This window comes from Vibrio sp. WZ-1 (genome assembly GCF_052037695.1).
Lineage (GTDB): Bacteria > Pseudomonadota > Gammaproteobacteria > Enterobacterales > Vibrionaceae > Vibrio.
On the sequence record NZ_JBQEQR010000060.1, the window covers coordinates 1 to 15,575 of the forward strand.

General features: G+C 43.5%; 15 protein-coding genes. All 15 read right to left on the minus strand.

Annotated elements, in window-relative coordinates; genetic code table 11:
- A partial coding sequence (locus tag ACTS60_RS05810) for a flagellin N-terminal helical domain-containing protein (protein WP_440887474.1) occupies positions 1 to 291 on the minus strand: 291 nt, incomplete at its 3' end.
- 496 nt (positions 292 to 787) lie between these two features.
- Entirely contained in the window at positions 788 to 1,942 is a 1,155-nt protein-coding gene (locus tag ACTS60_RS05815; protein WP_088881210.1) for a flagellin, read from the minus strand.
- Positions 1,943 to 2,346: 404 nt separating this feature from the next.
- Positions 2,347 to 3,537: a flagellar hook-associated protein FlgL gene (flgL, locus tag ACTS60_RS05820; RefSeq protein ID WP_440887475.1), complete on the minus strand. Its 1,191-nt coding sequence runs from the start codon at positions 3,535 to 3,537 to the stop codon at positions 2,347 to 2,349.
- Between the two features lie 12 nt (positions 3,538 to 3,549).
- Positions 3,550 to 5,466 carry a flagellar hook-associated protein FlgK gene (flgK, locus tag ACTS60_RS05825; protein WP_440887476.1) on the minus strand — a complete coding sequence of 639 codons (1,917 nt, stop codon included), beginning with the start codon at positions 5,464 to 5,466 and terminating at the stop codon, positions 3,550 to 3,552.
- Positions 5,467 to 5,632: 166 nt separating this feature from the next.
- Complete coding sequence (gene flgJ / locus ACTS60_RS05830; RefSeq protein ID WP_440887477.1) at positions 5,633 to 6,559, minus strand: flagellar assembly peptidoglycan hydrolase FlgJ; 927 nt, start codon at positions 6,557 to 6,559, stop codon at positions 5,633 to 5,635.
- 18 nt (positions 6,560 to 6,577) lie between these two features.
- The gene (locus tag ACTS60_RS05835; protein WP_440887478.1) at positions 6,578 to 7,669 is read right to left on the minus strand and encodes a flagellar basal body P-ring protein FlgI; all 1,092 of its coding nucleotides are present in this window, start codon (positions 7,667 to 7,669) and stop codon (positions 6,578 to 6,580) included.
- Between the two features lie 45 nt (positions 7,670 to 7,714).
- The gene (gene flgH, locus ACTS60_RS05840) at positions 7,715 to 8,494 is read right to left on the minus strand and encodes a flagellar basal body L-ring protein FlgH (protein WP_440887479.1); all 780 of its coding nucleotides are present in this window, start codon (positions 8,492 to 8,494) and stop codon (positions 7,715 to 7,717) included.
- Between the two features lie 27 nt (positions 8,495 to 8,521).
- Positions 8,522 to 9,310, minus strand: coding sequence for a flagellar basal-body rod protein FlgG (gene flgG / locus ACTS60_RS05845; RefSeq protein ID WP_005382032.1), 789 nt, complete (start codon positions 9,308 to 9,310; stop codon positions 8,522 to 8,524).
- 18 nt (positions 9,311 to 9,328) lie between these two features.
- Complete coding sequence (locus ACTS60_RS05850; protein WP_440887480.1) at positions 9,329 to 10,078, minus strand: flagellar basal body rod protein FlgF; 750 nt, start codon at positions 10,076 to 10,078, stop codon at positions 9,329 to 9,331.
- A 306-nt stretch (positions 10,079 to 10,384) separates the two neighbouring features.
- Positions 10,385 to 11,698: a flagellar hook protein FlgE gene (gene flgE / locus ACTS60_RS05855; protein WP_440887481.1), complete on the minus strand. Its 1,314-nt coding sequence runs from the start codon at positions 11,696 to 11,698 to the stop codon at positions 10,385 to 10,387.
- A gap of 31 nt (positions 11,699 to 11,729) precedes the next feature.
- Positions 11,730 to 12,437 (minus strand): flagellar hook assembly protein FlgD, encoded by a 708-nt coding sequence (gene flgD / locus ACTS60_RS05860; protein ID WP_440887482.1) that lies wholly within the window; start codon positions 12,435 to 12,437, stop codon positions 11,730 to 11,732.
- A gap of 17 nt (positions 12,438 to 12,454) precedes the next feature.
- Entirely contained in the window at positions 12,455 to 12,868 is a 414-nt protein-coding gene (gene flgC / locus ACTS60_RS05865) for a flagellar basal body rod protein FlgC (RefSeq protein ID WP_440887483.1), read from the minus strand.
- 5 nt (positions 12,869 to 12,873) lie between these two features.
- The gene (gene flgB / locus ACTS60_RS05870; protein WP_010446694.1) at positions 12,874 to 13,269 is read right to left on the minus strand and encodes a flagellar basal body rod protein FlgB; all 396 of its coding nucleotides are present in this window, start codon (positions 13,267 to 13,269) and stop codon (positions 12,874 to 12,876) included.
- Positions 13,270 to 13,748: 479 nt separating this feature from the next.
- A complete protein-coding gene (locus ACTS60_RS05875; protein WP_440887484.1) occupies positions 13,749 to 14,576 on the minus strand; it encodes a protein-glutamate O-methyltransferase in 828 nt (275 codons plus the stop codon).
- 11 nt (positions 14,577 to 14,587) lie between these two features.
- Positions 14,588 to 15,514: a chemotaxis protein CheV gene (locus tag ACTS60_RS05880; RefSeq protein ID WP_440887485.1), complete on the minus strand. Its 927-nt coding sequence runs from the start codon at positions 15,512 to 15,514 to the stop codon at positions 14,588 to 14,590.
- Positions 15,515 to 15,575: the final 61 nt, after the last annotated feature.

The following is a 15,575-nucleotide window of genomic DNA, read 5'->3' on the forward strand; positions in this document are numbered from 1 at the left end:
TAGAGATAGGTCACGCATACGTTGTAGGATATTGGTTGTCTCATTCATTGCACCTTCAGCGGTCTGTGCAATTGAAATACCATCATTCGCGTTACGTACCGCAACGTCTAAACCACGGCTTTGAACGTTCAAGCGGTTCGAGATTTGTAGACCCGCAGCATCATCTTTTGCGCTGTTGATTTTGAAGCCTGAAGACAAACGCTCCATTGAAGTTTGTTGAGCTGAGTTTGCGTTGTTTAGGTAACGCTGAGCGGTCATCGCCGATACGTTTGTATTTACATTCACTGCCATGGTGATTTCTCCAATTGATTTTCCGATAAAGCGGTTTCCGACGTCTCGGAAAACCAAGTAGTTCTCTCAAAGTTACCCTTATAACGACGTCAATTTGAGAAGCTTTAGAAAAAAAATAAGAAAAATGGCAATGCGAGATTCGAACAGCAGTTTTAAAAAATAATAAAGAAAACACTAAAGTTTTAATACGATACGTCGACGAGGATTCGTTGAATCAATCATTAGCGATTGATAAATGGGACAGCCAGTACAGGCGAGGGAATAGATAAAAAGAAAAAGCCCCTTTTCCTTTGAGAGAACCGGGGCTAGGTTGGTAGCCAGAGCCTATGTGGAGATCAAGAGAAATGAACACATATCCGACATACCGGGTGCAACCTTACATTGAAAATGATTGGCAGGTGAGAGATGAGAGAGCCGCACATTCTATTGCAAAGTTGCTTGCCAAAAGCCTGTATTCCCATCCACGTCTGAATGTATTGAGTACAGGCTAGGTAAACTACTGCAATAGTGACATTGCAGAGTTTGGCAACTGTTTTGCTTGAGCAAGAATAGAAGTACCTGCCTGTTGCAAAATTTGAGCTTTAGTCATTTGCGTCGTTTCTTTCGCAAAATCTGTATCTTTAATTCGGCTATTCGAAGAGTCTACGTTCTCTTGAATGTTTGCCAAGTTATTAATGCTATGACTTAGACGGTTTTGTTTCGCACCTAAGTCTGCACGTTGTGAGTCCACGTATTTCAATGCTGCATCCAAAACACCAATTGCATTTTGAGAGCCTTGAACCGATGTCATATCGATATCTTGTACCGTGGTCGCAATAGGTTCGCCAGTAAATCCTAGATCTGATGCCAAACCACCTGAAATAGAGATATCTCCTTTCACGTTCGGTTCTGCTACAAAGATCTGCAACTTACCATCTTCACCGACTGATGCATTGATCAAGTCAGACTGACCATTGATGTATGTCGCCAACTCTTCGATATCATCACCTGCTTTTGCTGTGATTTCGATATCTAGATCGGTCGTATTACCTTCTTCATCTTGACCCATGCCTGGTAAAGTAATTTTTAGGTCAGCGTTATCTGCAGATACGCCCCAGTCTTTACCTTTACCATTCTCAGTCAAGAACGTTGTACCACCCATACGATGGTCATCTGCACGAATGCTGGTTAAACCCATGATCATTGCTTCACCGGAGCTTGAACCAATTTGGAACGCTGCTTCACCAAATGTACCATTTAGCAAACGACGGCCACCAAATGATGTGGTTTCAGCGATACGGTTCAACTCATCTTGAAGCGCATTTGACTCTTCGTTGATAGCTTCTCGTTCTGCTGGCGAGTTCGTACCGTTTGCCGACTGAATGGCAAGGTCACGCATGCGCTGCATGATAGATGTTGCTTCATTCATTGCACCTTCTGCTGTCTGTGCAATGGAAATACCATCGTTCGCGTTGCGCATCGCCACATCCAGACCACGAGACTGAGCTGTCAGACGGTTCGAAATTTGTAGACCAGCAGCGTCATCTTTTGCGCTGTTAATCTTATGACCTGATGACAAACGCTCCATTGAAGTATTGAGTTCGTTTGACGCTTTATTTAAGTAACGTTGTGCGGTCATCGCAGAAACGTTAGTACTAACCGTTACAGCCATTTTGCTCTCCTTTTGAGTTCGCAAGCTTTGCGAAGCGGCCAGCTTTACTCTCATTTGGAAAAGCACTGACCGTAAAAATTACTTGCTAAAGCTGCCTACTAGGCAAGGTTTAGAATCCGTAAATCTATTCTGACCACATAGATACAATATACATGCCAACTTTAATAAAAAATAATCAAAATCAGCAAAAGCCTTTATCAGCATAGGGTTACAATAAAGCCAACCCCATTAATTCCGCCGAAAAATACGTTGAGTGGCATTACTCATCCCAACAAATACATCATTCCTGATGAACTTCCCCCAAACTTTGCCGCTTTGGGAAATAACATGCCGCTTATTTATCTCTCGCACTTAAGGCATTGCACATAAGGCATAGAGAGAAGCGCCGCAGCACGCATCGATATTTAGATGTAGTTAAATAACGTCAAGTCTTTCGTCTTACCAAAAGCTTGCTGCGATGCTTGCAGTGCTCTTGTGTTTTCCGAAAATTCAATAACAGCCTTGGAATAATCTAAGTCTTCAAAATTACTCTTTGATTTGGCCAGAGAGAGATTGAAGTCTTCATGATTCTGCTCTTGAATATCTAGCGTACTCAGTCGAGCACCAACATCAGTTCTTGCTTTGTTTAAATGAATAAACGCGGCTTGAAATTCTTCTGTCATTTGATGAAGCTGTGCGGTTGCTGATGCATCAGAAACTGATTCATCAGACCATTTTGCCGTATCTCTGAATGTATCGAAGATACTAAAGCTCTTACGCGGTTCAATCGTAATACTGTCTCCGGCAGTGACTTGCCCTTTCAGTTGGATGCTCACCCCTTCATATTTAATACCATCAATTGGTGAATAGTCATCAACTTGCACGACACTGCCGTTCTTTTCCAATTGATAACCAAATTTACCATTGCTCATATCAACAAAAGTGAGTTTGTAATTGGATTCATCTCTTGATCGAGTTGTCGCGGTGCTTAACAACAGCTCTGAGCCTTCCTGTAGATCATATCTAGGCTCAAAGTCACCGAAAGGGTTCGGAATATCCATGAATAGCTTGCTACCGGGATCGTTCGTTGCCATTTCTATGTTCGACGAAATGCGCATTTTTCTTTGGTAGTCATCACCGGTATAAGTGACCGTGCCATCAAAATCTCGGAAAAAAGGTTGGTTTTTCGGCTTGGTGCCCGCAAAAACATAGTTACCCGCTTCATCTTGGGAGTTAACCAGTGCGAGGAGGTTGTTGGATATTTCCTCTAACTCTCGCTTTTTTGCTTCACGATCTTCTGGCGACATTGCACCGTTGATCATTTCCATACTTAAGCGTTTAGCGTCATCGGTATATTGTTCAGCATTTGCAATGGTGACTTCATGATGCTCGAGGCGATTACGTACTAAAACAATGGCATCTAAGTACTGTTTCAGTTGTTCTTCTTGCTGACCAATACTTTGGATGTAGTGGGTCGCAAGTGGATCATCACTCGGTTTAGTTAACTTCTTGCCAGATGCTAGTTGCTCTTGATTATGATGTACTTTGTTTTCTTGACGACGAAGATCATTCTGTACTGATTGATAGTTATGGAAGCTAGAAATTCGAGTTAACATTTATTCTCTCCCCTATCGCAACTGAAGAATGGTATTAAACGTGTCGTTCGCCGCCTGCATAATGCGTGAAGAGGCCATGTATGCTTGTTGAAACTTCATCATATTCGCGGCTTCTTCGTCCAGATTTACACCGGAAATAGACGCTAATCGCTCTTGAGCAGACTCATTTTCTAGTCGAGCGACATCGGATAAACGACTTGCCGTAGAGGCTTTAAGTCCAACATTGGTATTCAAATTTTGATAGATATTCAAAATGGTCGCTTCTTTGCCATCCATTTTTTTATCCGTTTGAATATGCAGCATCTTTCTCAAGTTGCCGTTATCACCCTCTGAAGGGACAAGGTTTGCCGTAAATTTGTCATTCGCAATAGCACCGGACGACAACTCAAACACTGTCGCCGAACCATTTTTATATAGAGGGTGCTCCGGCGGTAATGTTACCGATACCGGGCCTGATGGTGGATATGCCTGAGGTGGCATCACTACATTGCCGTTGGTATCTGTTACCGCAAATTGGTCTCCCATCGGAGAAACAACGACCTCAAATTCACGCAGGTCACCTGCATCGACAATTTCGAATGTGGCTTTGCCTTGTGCAAAGGTCGTGGATGCTTCATAACTTTGAGCCGCAATTACCTTTGGATCGTTGGTTTCCATCTGAATCTGTGCAGCGCTGCTTCTGGTTGGGCGAATTAACACTTGCTCACCCACTTTAGGCTCATTGCGAACTTCGACGCGCATCCCATCAAGATAAAACGCTTTACCTGACGAATCTGTATCAACTTTAACTGTTTCGCCATTAGGCTTGGTGATGCTATAGCTATTACCGTCATAACGTAATGCGTACTCACCACCTTTTAATTGGCTCAAGTCATTAATATAAACCGCCATATCAGCTGTCGATTGAGCTGATGTCACCACTCTCGACTTTGCAAGCAGCTCTGAGTTTACATCGGTAAAAATCAACTCACCAACGTTGCCATAGAGATCTAACCCTTGGCTCTGTAGCTGGTTTACTTCGTGAGAAAATGCGGTAGCTAGACGGCCAAGCTCGTCCATTATGTATGGGATTTGCTCATCTCTCATACTTAGCATGGCGCCTATTTTTCCATCTATATCATCTGATTTAATTGGTTTTATTCCGCCACCTTCAACCATAGCCAGTCGACGCTGGTGAACATCAGGGTAACCATCAATCATTTTGAGTTGACTCGCTTCCGTACCAGATACCAATGTATGGCCATTACCGATATGGACATTAAAGCCTTCAGCATTCTTGCGCGGAGTCACTGTCACCTTGGTGTAGTCAGATAACTCTTTAATTAACTTTTCATGTTGGTCCATCAAATCGTTATGAGGACCAGGGGAGCGCATCATCAATCGATGTACGTCACGAATCTCAACAGCAAGTTGGTTGACACGCTCAATACCCATGTCGAGTTTACGGTTTGTCACGTCAGACTGTTGTCGTACTGTCTCATGGAAACCATTTAAGGTTTCACTCAACAGTTTTGCTTTCTCAAGCACGACTTTACGTGCACCAATATCATTTGGCGTATCCGCTAAAGTTTTTACCGCGTCAAACCATTCGTTAAGGTTCTCTGGAATTTTCTTTGAGGCAACAGATGAGAGCATGCTAGAAAGCAAATCGAGGTCTGCTTCTTTGTCTAGCTTATTTGCGTAGTTCGTTGTGGACAGGTTCAATTCTTTAACGGCAAATTCATCCCATGAGCGGCGAACATTTTCCACATGCACACCCATACCATAAGTTGAACCACCAAATTGACGAGGATCATTGGTGCCTTGTATGACAGACTGACGGCTATAGCCCTCAGTATTAACATTCGAGATGTTATGACCTGTCGTATTTAGCTGTCTCTGAGCAGTAAGCACACTTTGAGTACCTACATTCAGAAGATCTGACGCCATACATGCCCCCAACAAACAAAATAAAATCGGTATTGACCGATCACCTAATTAGAAGTTAGCAAAAGGCGTGCCAGCATCGAAGTAAGAAGTAAACTGAGGAAAAAAGAAAGGCTTGCACCATCGCAAGCCTTATAAAGAGGAGGGATAAATTCAGAATCGTTATAAATTACATACTTTCGATTTTTTGCTTCACCTGCAGCACTTTGTCTGCGTAATTTGGGTCTGTCGCGTAACCAGCACTGTGAATGCCGCGAATAAATGATTCTGAACTGCCTTGATGCTGAAGTGCCGTCTCATAGCGAGGGTTATCATTTAAAAATCTAACGTAGTCATTAAAGCTGTCTTGGTAGCTTGAGTAAGAACGAAAAGCGGCGGTTTCTTTTACTGGAGTGTTATCATGAAACTCCAGAGTTTGAGTGGTAACTTTGTCCCCTTGCCAACTTCTGTCTGCTTTTATATTGAATAAGTTGTTACTGCTACCCCGGGCATTTTTAACCATCTTTTGCCCCCAGCCAGTTTCTAGTGCTGCCTGTGCAATTAGTAGAGATGGCTCAACACCCAAAGCTTTTGCTGCGCGATCAGCGTATGGCTTCATTGAGTTAACAAAAGACTCTGGTGTATCAAAGCGTGAGGGCTCTGAACCAGGACGCGATAGCTGGCCAGATTCAATTAAACGCTGCTCAATTTCACGCGCTTTCTTTGGATCCACGCGACGATATTCCACAGCATTGTTTGCCGCTTCGCGCATTGCCGTTTCACTCTTGTCATCACCTTGACCAACTGTTAATTGCTTAACAATCATGTCTGCGAGCCCCATCGAGCCTGACGCACTTAAATTACTCGCCATCTGCTCATCTAGCATTTGACGGTAGAACTTTTCGTTTTGGCTATTCATGAAGTTGGATTCAAAGCCTTCATTGGCTTCTCGCATCGACTTCAACATCATTGATGTGAAAATAGATTCAAACTGACGAGCTGCCGCACGCAGCGCTTCTTGCTCACCGTCTTTACCTTCTTTTACTGCTTTTTGGCGCAGCGTATCAAGTGAGCTGATGTCATGAATAAAACCAATATCGTTAGGATTGTTCACCATGGTTTGTCTCCTAATCGATTAAATGATGATCAACTGGCCTTCAATAGCACCAGCTTGTTTTAATGCTTGCAAAATTGCCATCAAATCAGAAGGCGCTGCACCAACTTCATTCACGGCTCTAACGAGATCATCCAGTGTAAGTCCTGGCTCGAACTTAAACATTTTTCCTTTTTCTTCAGTCACTTCGATATCCGAATCAGGCACAACTACAGTTTGCCCACCAGAAAAACCATTGGGCTGACTTACATTTAAGTTCTCTTTAATTGCAACAGTCATTCCACCATGGGTCACTGCCGCAGGTTTAAGGCGAACATGTTTACCAACAACAATGGTGCCAGTACGAGAGTTTACGATAATTTTTGCCGCACCATCTGCTGGATCAAACTCCAGGTTTTCAATCGCAGAGAGAAATGCTACTCGCTGGCTGATGTCACGTGGTGCACGAACTCTTACTGATGTCGCGTCAACCGCATTTGCCATTTGAGGACCTAAGAAATTGTTTACCGCATCCGCCATGCGCTGTGCTGTTGTAAAGTCAGAATCCAATAAGTTAAAAGTTATATAGTCACCTCGGCCAAATGGCGTCGGAACTTCACGTTCAACCATTGCTCCGCTAGAGATAAGTCCTACAGTTGGGTTGTTGCCTACCAACTTTGAACCATCAGCACCTTGAGCGCTAAAACCACTAACGACTAAGTTTCCTTGCGCTACGGCATAAACTTGCCCATCAAGGCCTTTAAGAAAAGTTTGTAACAGCGTACCACCACGAAGACTTTTCGCACTGCCAATAGAAGAAACCGTTACATCTACTTGCTGGCCAGGTTTCGAAAATGGGGGTAGCTCAGCAGTTACCATTACTGCTGCAACGTTCTTGATTTTTGGCTTAGTACCCGGTGGCAGTTGAATACCAAAATTCTGCAACATCGCATTAAAGCTTTGTTCTGTAAAAGGGTTCGACTCACCAGTACCTGGCAAACCTGAAACCAAACCATAACCGACTAACTGGTTACTACGTACACCAGCAACTTGTGCAACATCTTTAATTCGCGCAGCTTGTGTCGTTGCCGAAAATAGTGCGATGCTCATCAACAGTAGTACGATTCTTTTCATGGTTACCTTTCTTATGCAGTCAAATTGTCGTCAAATTTGCATTTGTTACAGCGATACATTAAAGAATCGTGCCAAGAATCCAGGCTCTTGCATATCTTGTTGGATTCCCGTACCTGAGTATTGAATTCGGGCATTGGAAACTCGATTGGATGCAATGGTATTGTCGAAATTGATGTCATCCGGACGGATGGTGCCACTTAAACGAACATACTCATCGCCAGTGTTCAAGGTCATCCACTTTTCACCTCGAATAACTAAGTTACCATTAGCTAAAACTTCAATCACCTCAACAGTAATGTAGCCACTGATGCTATTACTTTGCTTAGAAGAAGCATCACCAGCAAATGTATTACTATTACTCAAGTCATAAGAAAAGTTGTACTTGCCACCAACTTGCAGCTCTTGACCACCTACAGAGAGAGGATCCATCGTCGCATCATTCGATTTAGACATATCAGCATTAGCGCTTTTCGTTGCGCTGGTTGTCTCATCTAAGGTAACCGTAATAATATCGCCGACACCACGAGGCTTAGAGTCATCGTATAAATCAGAAATATGGTCTGCACTAAACAATGAACCTGTTGCTGCTGCATAATGCTCTGGCTTTTGTTTAGGGTGAATCGGTGCCCACGCAGGGTCGCCCGCTATAGGATCGGTTCTACCTCTTAGCGTATCAACCAGACCATTACTTTCATCTTGAGATTTATCACCTTCAACCGCATCAACTACCGTTGTCGCTTGCGATACTTCATCCGTTTCAATTGGCTCTAACATTGAACAACCAGACATGGTTAAAATCAGTGCAAGTAGTGAGATACGTTTCATCTGAAGGCCCTCAATTCGAATTAGTCGTTATAGTTGCTGGTTGACAAAGCTCATCATCTTATCGACGGATGAGATAACTTTAGAGTTCATTTCGTACACTCGCTGAGCTTCAATCATGTTGACTAACTCTTCAGTCACGTTCACGTTAGACGCCTCGAGCATGGATTGACGAATTTCCCCTAAACCATCTAGCCCCGGAACACCCTCTTGAGGGTCACCACTTGCACCCGTTGGTAAGTATAGGTTTTGGCCGATAGGCTCGAGACCACCCGGGTTAACGAAATCGGTGATGGTTAACTGACCAACAACTTGGTTATCTTGTTGACCACGAACACGTACAGACACCTCACCATCGGTACCAACCGTAATTGAAATCGCGTCTTCTGGAATAACGATCTCAGGCTCAACGGGGTAACCAGAGCCAGAGGTAACGAGTGTGCCTTCGCCGTTCAGAGTGAACTGGCCGTTTCGCGTGTAGCCAATGTTGCCGTCAGGAAGGGTAACTTGGAAGAAACCATCACCCTCCACCATCATATCTAGCGCATTAGTAGTGGTTTGTGCGTTTCCGTGCGTATGTACTTTTTGCGTTGCTACCACTTTAGAACCAGCGCCTAACATCAAACCACTCGGTAATTCAGTGTTTTGTGATGACTGACCACCCGGTTGATTAATATTCTGGTAGAACAAATCTTCAAATACGGCGCGGCTTTTTTTGTACCCAACGGTTGAGGCGTTAGCCAAGTTGTTGGAAATGGTTGCGATATTGGTCTGCTGGGCGTCTAGACCGGTTTTGCTTACCCATAGTGCTGGATGCATTGTAAACCTCTAACTCAATTAACTCATACGAAGCAGTGAATCGGACGACTTGTCCATCTCTTCAGCTGTGCTCATCATCTTGACCTGCATTTCAAATTGACGCTGTAAATCAATCAAAGCGGTCATCTCACCTACGGCATTGACGTTACTGCCTTCAATCGCACCTGTTTGGATGCTTACTGTTGCGTCTGCTTCGTAAGGTTGGTTTGGAGTTTTATGGCGAAATAAGCCATTGATATCTTTAAAAAGTCCTTGATCGTCAGTACGAACTAACTTAATACGATCAACAACTTCTAATTCTTCTGCCGGAGCACCTTGTGGAAGTACAGAGATGGTGCCATCACGGCCAATTTCAATTTTGGATAATGGGATAGGAAGTGTAATTGGCGCGTCATTTTCACCAAGTACAACATGGCCTGAGCTATTGGTTAGCAAGCCATTTTGATCAACTTTCAGATTACCGTTGCGCGTAAGGCCTTCTTTACCCATCGGATCAAGAACAGAGATCCACCCCTGGCCTTCAACCGTGATATCGAGGTCGCGCCCAGTAGTAATGACACTACCCTGAGCAAAATTATGTCCTGGTCGCTCTGTCATACTAAAAACACGTGAAGCATGGCCTTCACCATAGGCTTGCATTGAACGAGCTTGTGCTAAATCGGCACGAAAGCCTGTTGTGCTCACGTTAGCCAAGTTATTAGCACGCAATTGCAGGGCTTGCATATTTTGCTTAGCGCCGCTCATTGCGAGAAACAGTGCGCGATCCATAAATTACTCCAAAAGTCTCTGTACAACGGAGTAAAAGCAAAAGTTATGCCATAGTTGAAATGTAGTTATTCATCAAACACTTAAGGTAACAGGCAAGATTTTAACTGACCGAAATGAAGAGCATTCATTCCCAGAGAGGCAATTTTTTGATCTATCCAGCGGCAACAGCGGCAAGGGCGAGATCAAAGCATGCCCAACCCAAATTGAGGAAAATTCAGGTTGGGCATCAGATGAATGTCATGATGTCATCAGGTGAAAAAGCATCAGCTCGTTACACCTGATAAAACAGATTATCGGACTAATGCTCTAGCGAATCTGCAGGATATTTTGTTGTAGCTGGTTGTGAACTTCTAGCGCACGTGAGTTGGCTTGGAAGTTACGCTGGGCTGAAATCAGATCCACCAGCTCTTGAGTCATATCAATGTTTGATTGCTCTAGCATACCGTTATTTACTGTACCGAAAGAGCCCTTGTTTGACTCGCCCCAGATCTTATCTCCAGAGAACTGAGTTGAATCCCACTGGGTACCACCTTTCTTATCCAGACCTTGCTCATTAGGAACACGCACGAGTGCAACACGACCTAAAGTGACGTTTTCACCGTTAGAATAGGTACCCAACACACTACCGTTTTCATCAAAGTCAATCTTTGTCAGGAAACCTGTTGTTGCGCCATCTTCATCAAACTTAGTTAGTTCAAATGGTGCAGCAAACTGAGTTGCTGAGTCCAAACCAAAGTTTAGGGTCTGAGCAGGATCGGCACCGTTAAGATCGACAGGTGTGCCATTAGTTGCCGGATCCCCAAGCGCAACAGAAGTAATTGGTTGGCCATTATTCAAGCTTGCCAAAGTACCATCATTGTTAAATCGCATGGTATGGCCAACGTGACCGCCAGGAGTGGTCGCATCACCATTTGCAACGTTTAACGGTTTCTCGCCCGTTTTATCTGTTACGGTATAGTAGGTTTGCCATGTGTTAGGCTGAGTCTGATCTTTTAAGTAATATGTAGTCAACTTATAAGATTGGCCCATCGAGTCGTAAATTGTCGATGACGTTGAACGGTTATATGTATCCGGGTCTGAGAAATCAAACTGAGTTGGATCTTTAAGGTCACCATTTGCTGGTAAGTTTACCCCAACTTCAATATTTGCAGTCTGCTTCGGTTTACCGAATTCAGCCGGAATATTGATTGGTTGCGGTTCATAAGATGAAACTTCACCTGACTCAGGGTTTACTTGGTAGCCAAGCAAAAACTCATCATTCGCCGTCACCATGTAGTTGTCTTTATTTAAATGAAATGCACCATTACGTGTCATTTCATTTTGTTGAGGGATCAAACGATCTTTTGCTACTGCAAAAAAACCTGTACCCGACACGCGCAAGTCCATTGGGTTATTAGTATAAACACTTGAACCCTCGTGGAACTGCTGAGCAACTTGGTTTGCTTGAACACCACCACCTGGTGTGGTTTTAGCATTGGTAAATAACGAGTTAGAATATACATCACTAAACTCTGCACGAGACTCTTTAAAGCCGTAGGTGTTCGCGTTAGCGATGTTATTACTGGTTGTGTTTAGGTCCAGCTGAGCTGAAGATAAACCACTTAAAGATACATATGACATTTCAAAATCTCCTAATCTGGCTAACGCTCAATTACGCCTTGCCTACCTCTAGTACTTCAGCAAGTCGAACTGGCGATTCAAAGCCAGCCAGGTTGAGCAGTACGTTACCATCGCCTTTACCTAGCAATACACTGTTTACGTTTGCGTATGTTGATACCGGAAACTCTTGCGACTCTCCTTCAACCAACCCAGACGCTTTGACATTGTATTTTCCAGCAGGCAATGGGTTACCGTTTTCATCATTTCCGTCCCAAACCACGCGTGTGTCTCCAGCGGGCTTCGCACCAACTTCAAAGGTACGAACCAATTGGCCAGCTTGATTCTCGACACGGACAAATAAGTTATCCAGCGCTTGAGGAAGCTTAACCATCGCTGCCATTGCAGCATCCTCTGTTTTCACACCAGCGGCACCAGGAACCAAAACATCACGCCCAACTAATGAAGAAGCTTGTAACGCTTGGTTAGAAGTCATTGACGAGTTCAAGCTCTCAAACTGAGAGTTCATCTTGCCGATACCATCTACGGTCGCAAATGAAGCCATTTGCGCAATCATCTGATCGTTGCTAACCGGCTTAAAAGGGTCCTGCTGAGAAAGCTGCTTGGTCAACAGGGATAAGAAATCTTCTTGTTTAAGATCCTGCTTACCTGTTGTTTCATCGGGCTTTTTGTTCTCTTGTAGACTCTTAAGCTGATCAACATAGGACAAGCCGCTTTGACCAACGTTGTTAAATCCGGCCATACGCTACCCCCTTATCCTTATTGACCCATCTGCAGCGTACGCAGCAGCATTTGTTTGCCTGAATCAGCTACTTGCACGTTCGTTTGGTACGCACGAGAAGCAGAGATCATATTTGCCATTTCTTCCATCACATTAACGTTTGGCTTGTAGATATAGCCTTCGTCATTTGCAAGTGGATGATCAGGGTTATACTCCGCATTGAGAGGTTTATCGCTTTCAACAATACCCAAAACTTGAACAGGTACTGTATCACCGCCTCGCAACGCATTACTTAACTCGGCACCAAAGACAGCGTGACGGGCTTTGTAAGTATCTTTTGCTGAACTACTTACACTGTCCGCGTTGGCTAAATTACTCGAAGTTGTATTTAGACGAACAGACTCAGCGCTCATTGCAGAACCTGTTACATTGAAAACGTTAAATAAGCTCATCTAAATTATTCCCCTTTGATTGCCTTGGTTAAGTTCTTAAATTTACTACCTAAAAATTCGAGTGATGCTTGGTGTCGGATTTGGTTCTGCATAAACAAGTTACGCTCTAAATCCAAATCAACCGTATTGCCATCGCCCGTATCTGGCTGAGTAGGTAAACGATATAGCTTGTCCCCGACCAACGTTGTAGTGGCAGGAATGTGCCGACCATCTGTGCGGCTAAGACCAATGCTTGCCCCAGAAGTTGCCGCCTGCAATTCCTTAGCAAAGTCTAGACCTCTTGATTTATACCCAGGCGTGTTAGCTTGCGCGATATTGGTGGAAATCACCTCAGCGTTGCGCTCACGTACACCCACCGTGTATTGGTGGATGCCTAGTGCATTGTCAAAAGATATAGCCATGTTTGCCTCTACATTAAGAACTGACCGTTATTGATAACTAAAAAGCAATTAACGTGCCAAAAATAAAACATGCCATTTTGCCGCTTAGGTTATCGACGTAAAGGATTGCAATAAGCAAGCCAAAGTGAATGATGAAGTGTCATATCAAGTCAGTTATACCAATTCCGTTAATTAGATGTTCAAAAAATTGCGCCGGTAAAATCGCTTAGAACAAGGCAAAGATTGCAGCTAGCTAGTTACTCTACCTACAAAATCTTTAACACCGTTATAAGTGATTTTAACCAGCAAGAATGAGCAGATAATTGATGGAATTGGTATTAATCACCTGACTCACTAAAAGAATACACCGTATGCTCAGATACAGGCAAAAGTACCTTAGCCAAAAATGCAGAAAAGAAATGAAAAACTGAAGAGGGGAAGACGCTAGAAAAAGAAAAGCCTGACATAAAGTCAGGCTTGATAAATATTAAAGCAGTCCGCTATTTTAGTTTGTAAATGATGCCTGGATTACAACGCACCATTTCAAAACGATCTGTTAATCCAGTTAACGACTCTGACGCACCAAGCAACAAGTAGCCTCCTGGATTCAAGCTATTTGCCATTTGGTTCAGCACCTTAGACTTCATCTCTGGAGAGAAGTAAATAAGTACATTACGACAAAAGATAATGTCAAACTTACCAAGTAAGGCGTAGCTATCCATTAAGTTTTGTGGGCGGAAGTTGACAAGTCGCTTAACGTTGTCTTTGACCTTCATGCGGCCATCGCCCGCATCTTCAAAGAAATTACGACGTCGCTCTGGTGAGAGTCCTCGTCCCAAAGCCAAGTTGTCATATACGCCTGTACGGCACATATCAAGCATGCTTGCTGAAATGTCGGTTGCTGTAATAGAAACGCTAGGCAACAAACCAGGTTTACGCTGTTGAGTTTCCAATATTGTCATCGCCATTGAGTAAGGCTCTTGACCTGATGAGCTTGCTGCTGACCAGATTTTAATTGGACGTTTGTTCGCCGCCACTTCAGGCAATAATTTGTCAGCTAAAACCGTGAACGGGTAAGTATCTCTGAACCACAATGTCTCGTTGGTTGTCATGGCATCTACAGCAGCAACACGTAATTCACGATTACGTCCAGTCACTACATCACGAAGCAGATCAGAAAGTGACGCTAGCTTGAACTTTGTCACCAAAGGGCTCAAACGACTACGCACTAGATACTGCTTACTGTCACCTAAAACAATACCGCATTGTGATTCTAGAAAACGGCTAAAGTCACGATACTCTTGATCACTGATTGTAATAGCAGTCATTAATGTCTCTTTTACTTAGTTAAAGCAGATTTAACCGCGTTACCTAATTCGTCCGGGTTAAATTTCGCAATGAACGAGTTTGCGCCAACACGCTCAACCATTGCTTGGTTGAATACCCCACTTAAGGAAGAGTGGAGGATTACATATAGATCTTTAAGATCAGCATTGCGACGAATTTCAGCAGTTAGCGTATAGCCATCCATTTCAGGCATTTCAATATCAGAAATAACTAAAGATATTTGATCGTAAATACTGCCCTGCTGAGCCATCTCAAGCAACTTATTATACGCTTCTTTGCCATCTTTAACTGATACGACTTCAAATCCAATTGAAGTAATTGCTCGTTCAACCTGTTTACGCGCCACGGTTGAATCATCTGCAATTAAGATTCGACGCACAATTGGCTTATCTTGCTCTACTTGAGCAATCTCTTCACCGATAGTGCTATCCATTGTTTCATCAACAGGCGCAATCTCAGCAAGAATCTTCTCAACATCAAGAATTTCAACCAACTCATTATCAATATTGGTTACAGCCGTTAGATAGTTTGCCTTACCTGCACCGTCAGGTGGTGGCAAAATAGCTTCCCAGTGCATGTTGATGATTCGCTCTACTGAAGTCACCAAAAATGCCTGGATCGTGCGGTTAAATTCTGCAATAACAACAAAACATTTTTCGATGTCTGTTGTTGGTCGACCGCCGATAGCCAAACTCAAATCAATAACCGACACTGTATGGCCACGGATATGAGCGACACCTTTAACTAGCGGGTGTAGGTTTGGCATAGAAGTCAACTTAGGGCATTGTAGTACTTCTTTTACTTTAAATACGTTGATGCCGTAACGCTGTCGTCCCATTAGCCGAAAGGTCAATAGCTCCAATCGGTTTTGGCCGACGAGTTGCGTACGTTGATTCACCGAATCAAGAATCCCCGTCATATGCTCATCTCCATCTCAAACTTTTTGGTTTTAAATGATACTCTACATCTGGCAGCACGAT

Coding starts and splice junctions, on each gene's coding strand:
- ACTS60_RS05875 (WP_440887484.1), bottom strand. CDS start 14,576: ATGACTGCTATTACAATCAGTGATCAAGAGTATCGTGACTTTAGCCGT.
- ACTS60_RS05815 (WP_088881210.1), bottom strand. CDS start 1,942: ATGGCTGTAACGGTTAGTACTAACGTTTCTGCGATGACCGCACAACGT.
- flgJ (WP_440887477.1), bottom strand. CDS start 6,559: ATGGTGAACAATCCTAACGATATTGGTTTTATTCATGACATCAGCTCA.
- ACTS60_RS05835 (WP_440887478.1), bottom strand. CDS start 7,669: ATGAAAAGAATCGTACTACTGTTGATGAGCATCGCACTATTTTCGGCA.
- flgL (WP_440887475.1), bottom strand. CDS start 3,537: ATGTTAACTCGAATTTCTAGCTTCCATAACTATCAATCAGTACAGAAT.
- flgK (WP_440887476.1), bottom strand. CDS start 5,466: ATGGCGTCAGATCTTCTGAATGTAGGTACTCAAAGTGTGCTTACTGCT.
- flgG (WP_005382032.1), bottom strand. CDS start 9,310: ATGCATCCAGCACTATGGGTAAGCAAAACCGGTCTAGACGCCCAGCAG.
- flgB (WP_010446694.1), bottom strand. CDS start 13,269: ATGGCTATATCTTTTGACAATGCACTAGGCATCCACCAATACACGGTG.
- flgE (WP_440887481.1), bottom strand. CDS start 11,698: ATGTCATATGTATCTTTAAGTGGTTTATCTTCAGCTCAGCTGGACCTA.
- ACTS60_RS05880 (WP_440887485.1), bottom strand. CDS start 15,514: ATGACGGGGATTCTTGATTCGGTGAATCAACGTACGCAACTCGTCGGC.
- flgC (WP_440887483.1), bottom strand. CDS start 12,868: ATGAGCTTATTTAACGTTTTCAATGTAACAGGTTCTGCAATGAGCGCT.
- ACTS60_RS05850 (WP_440887480.1), bottom strand. CDS start 10,078: ATGGATCGCGCACTGTTTCTCGCAATGAGCGGCGCTAAGCAAAATATG.
- flgH (WP_440887479.1), bottom strand. CDS start 8,494: ATGAAACGTATCTCACTACTTGCACTGATTTTAACCATGTCTGGTTGT.
- flgD (WP_440887482.1), bottom strand. CDS start 12,437: ATGGCCGGATTTAACAACGTTGGTCAAAGCGGCTTGTCCTATGTTGAT.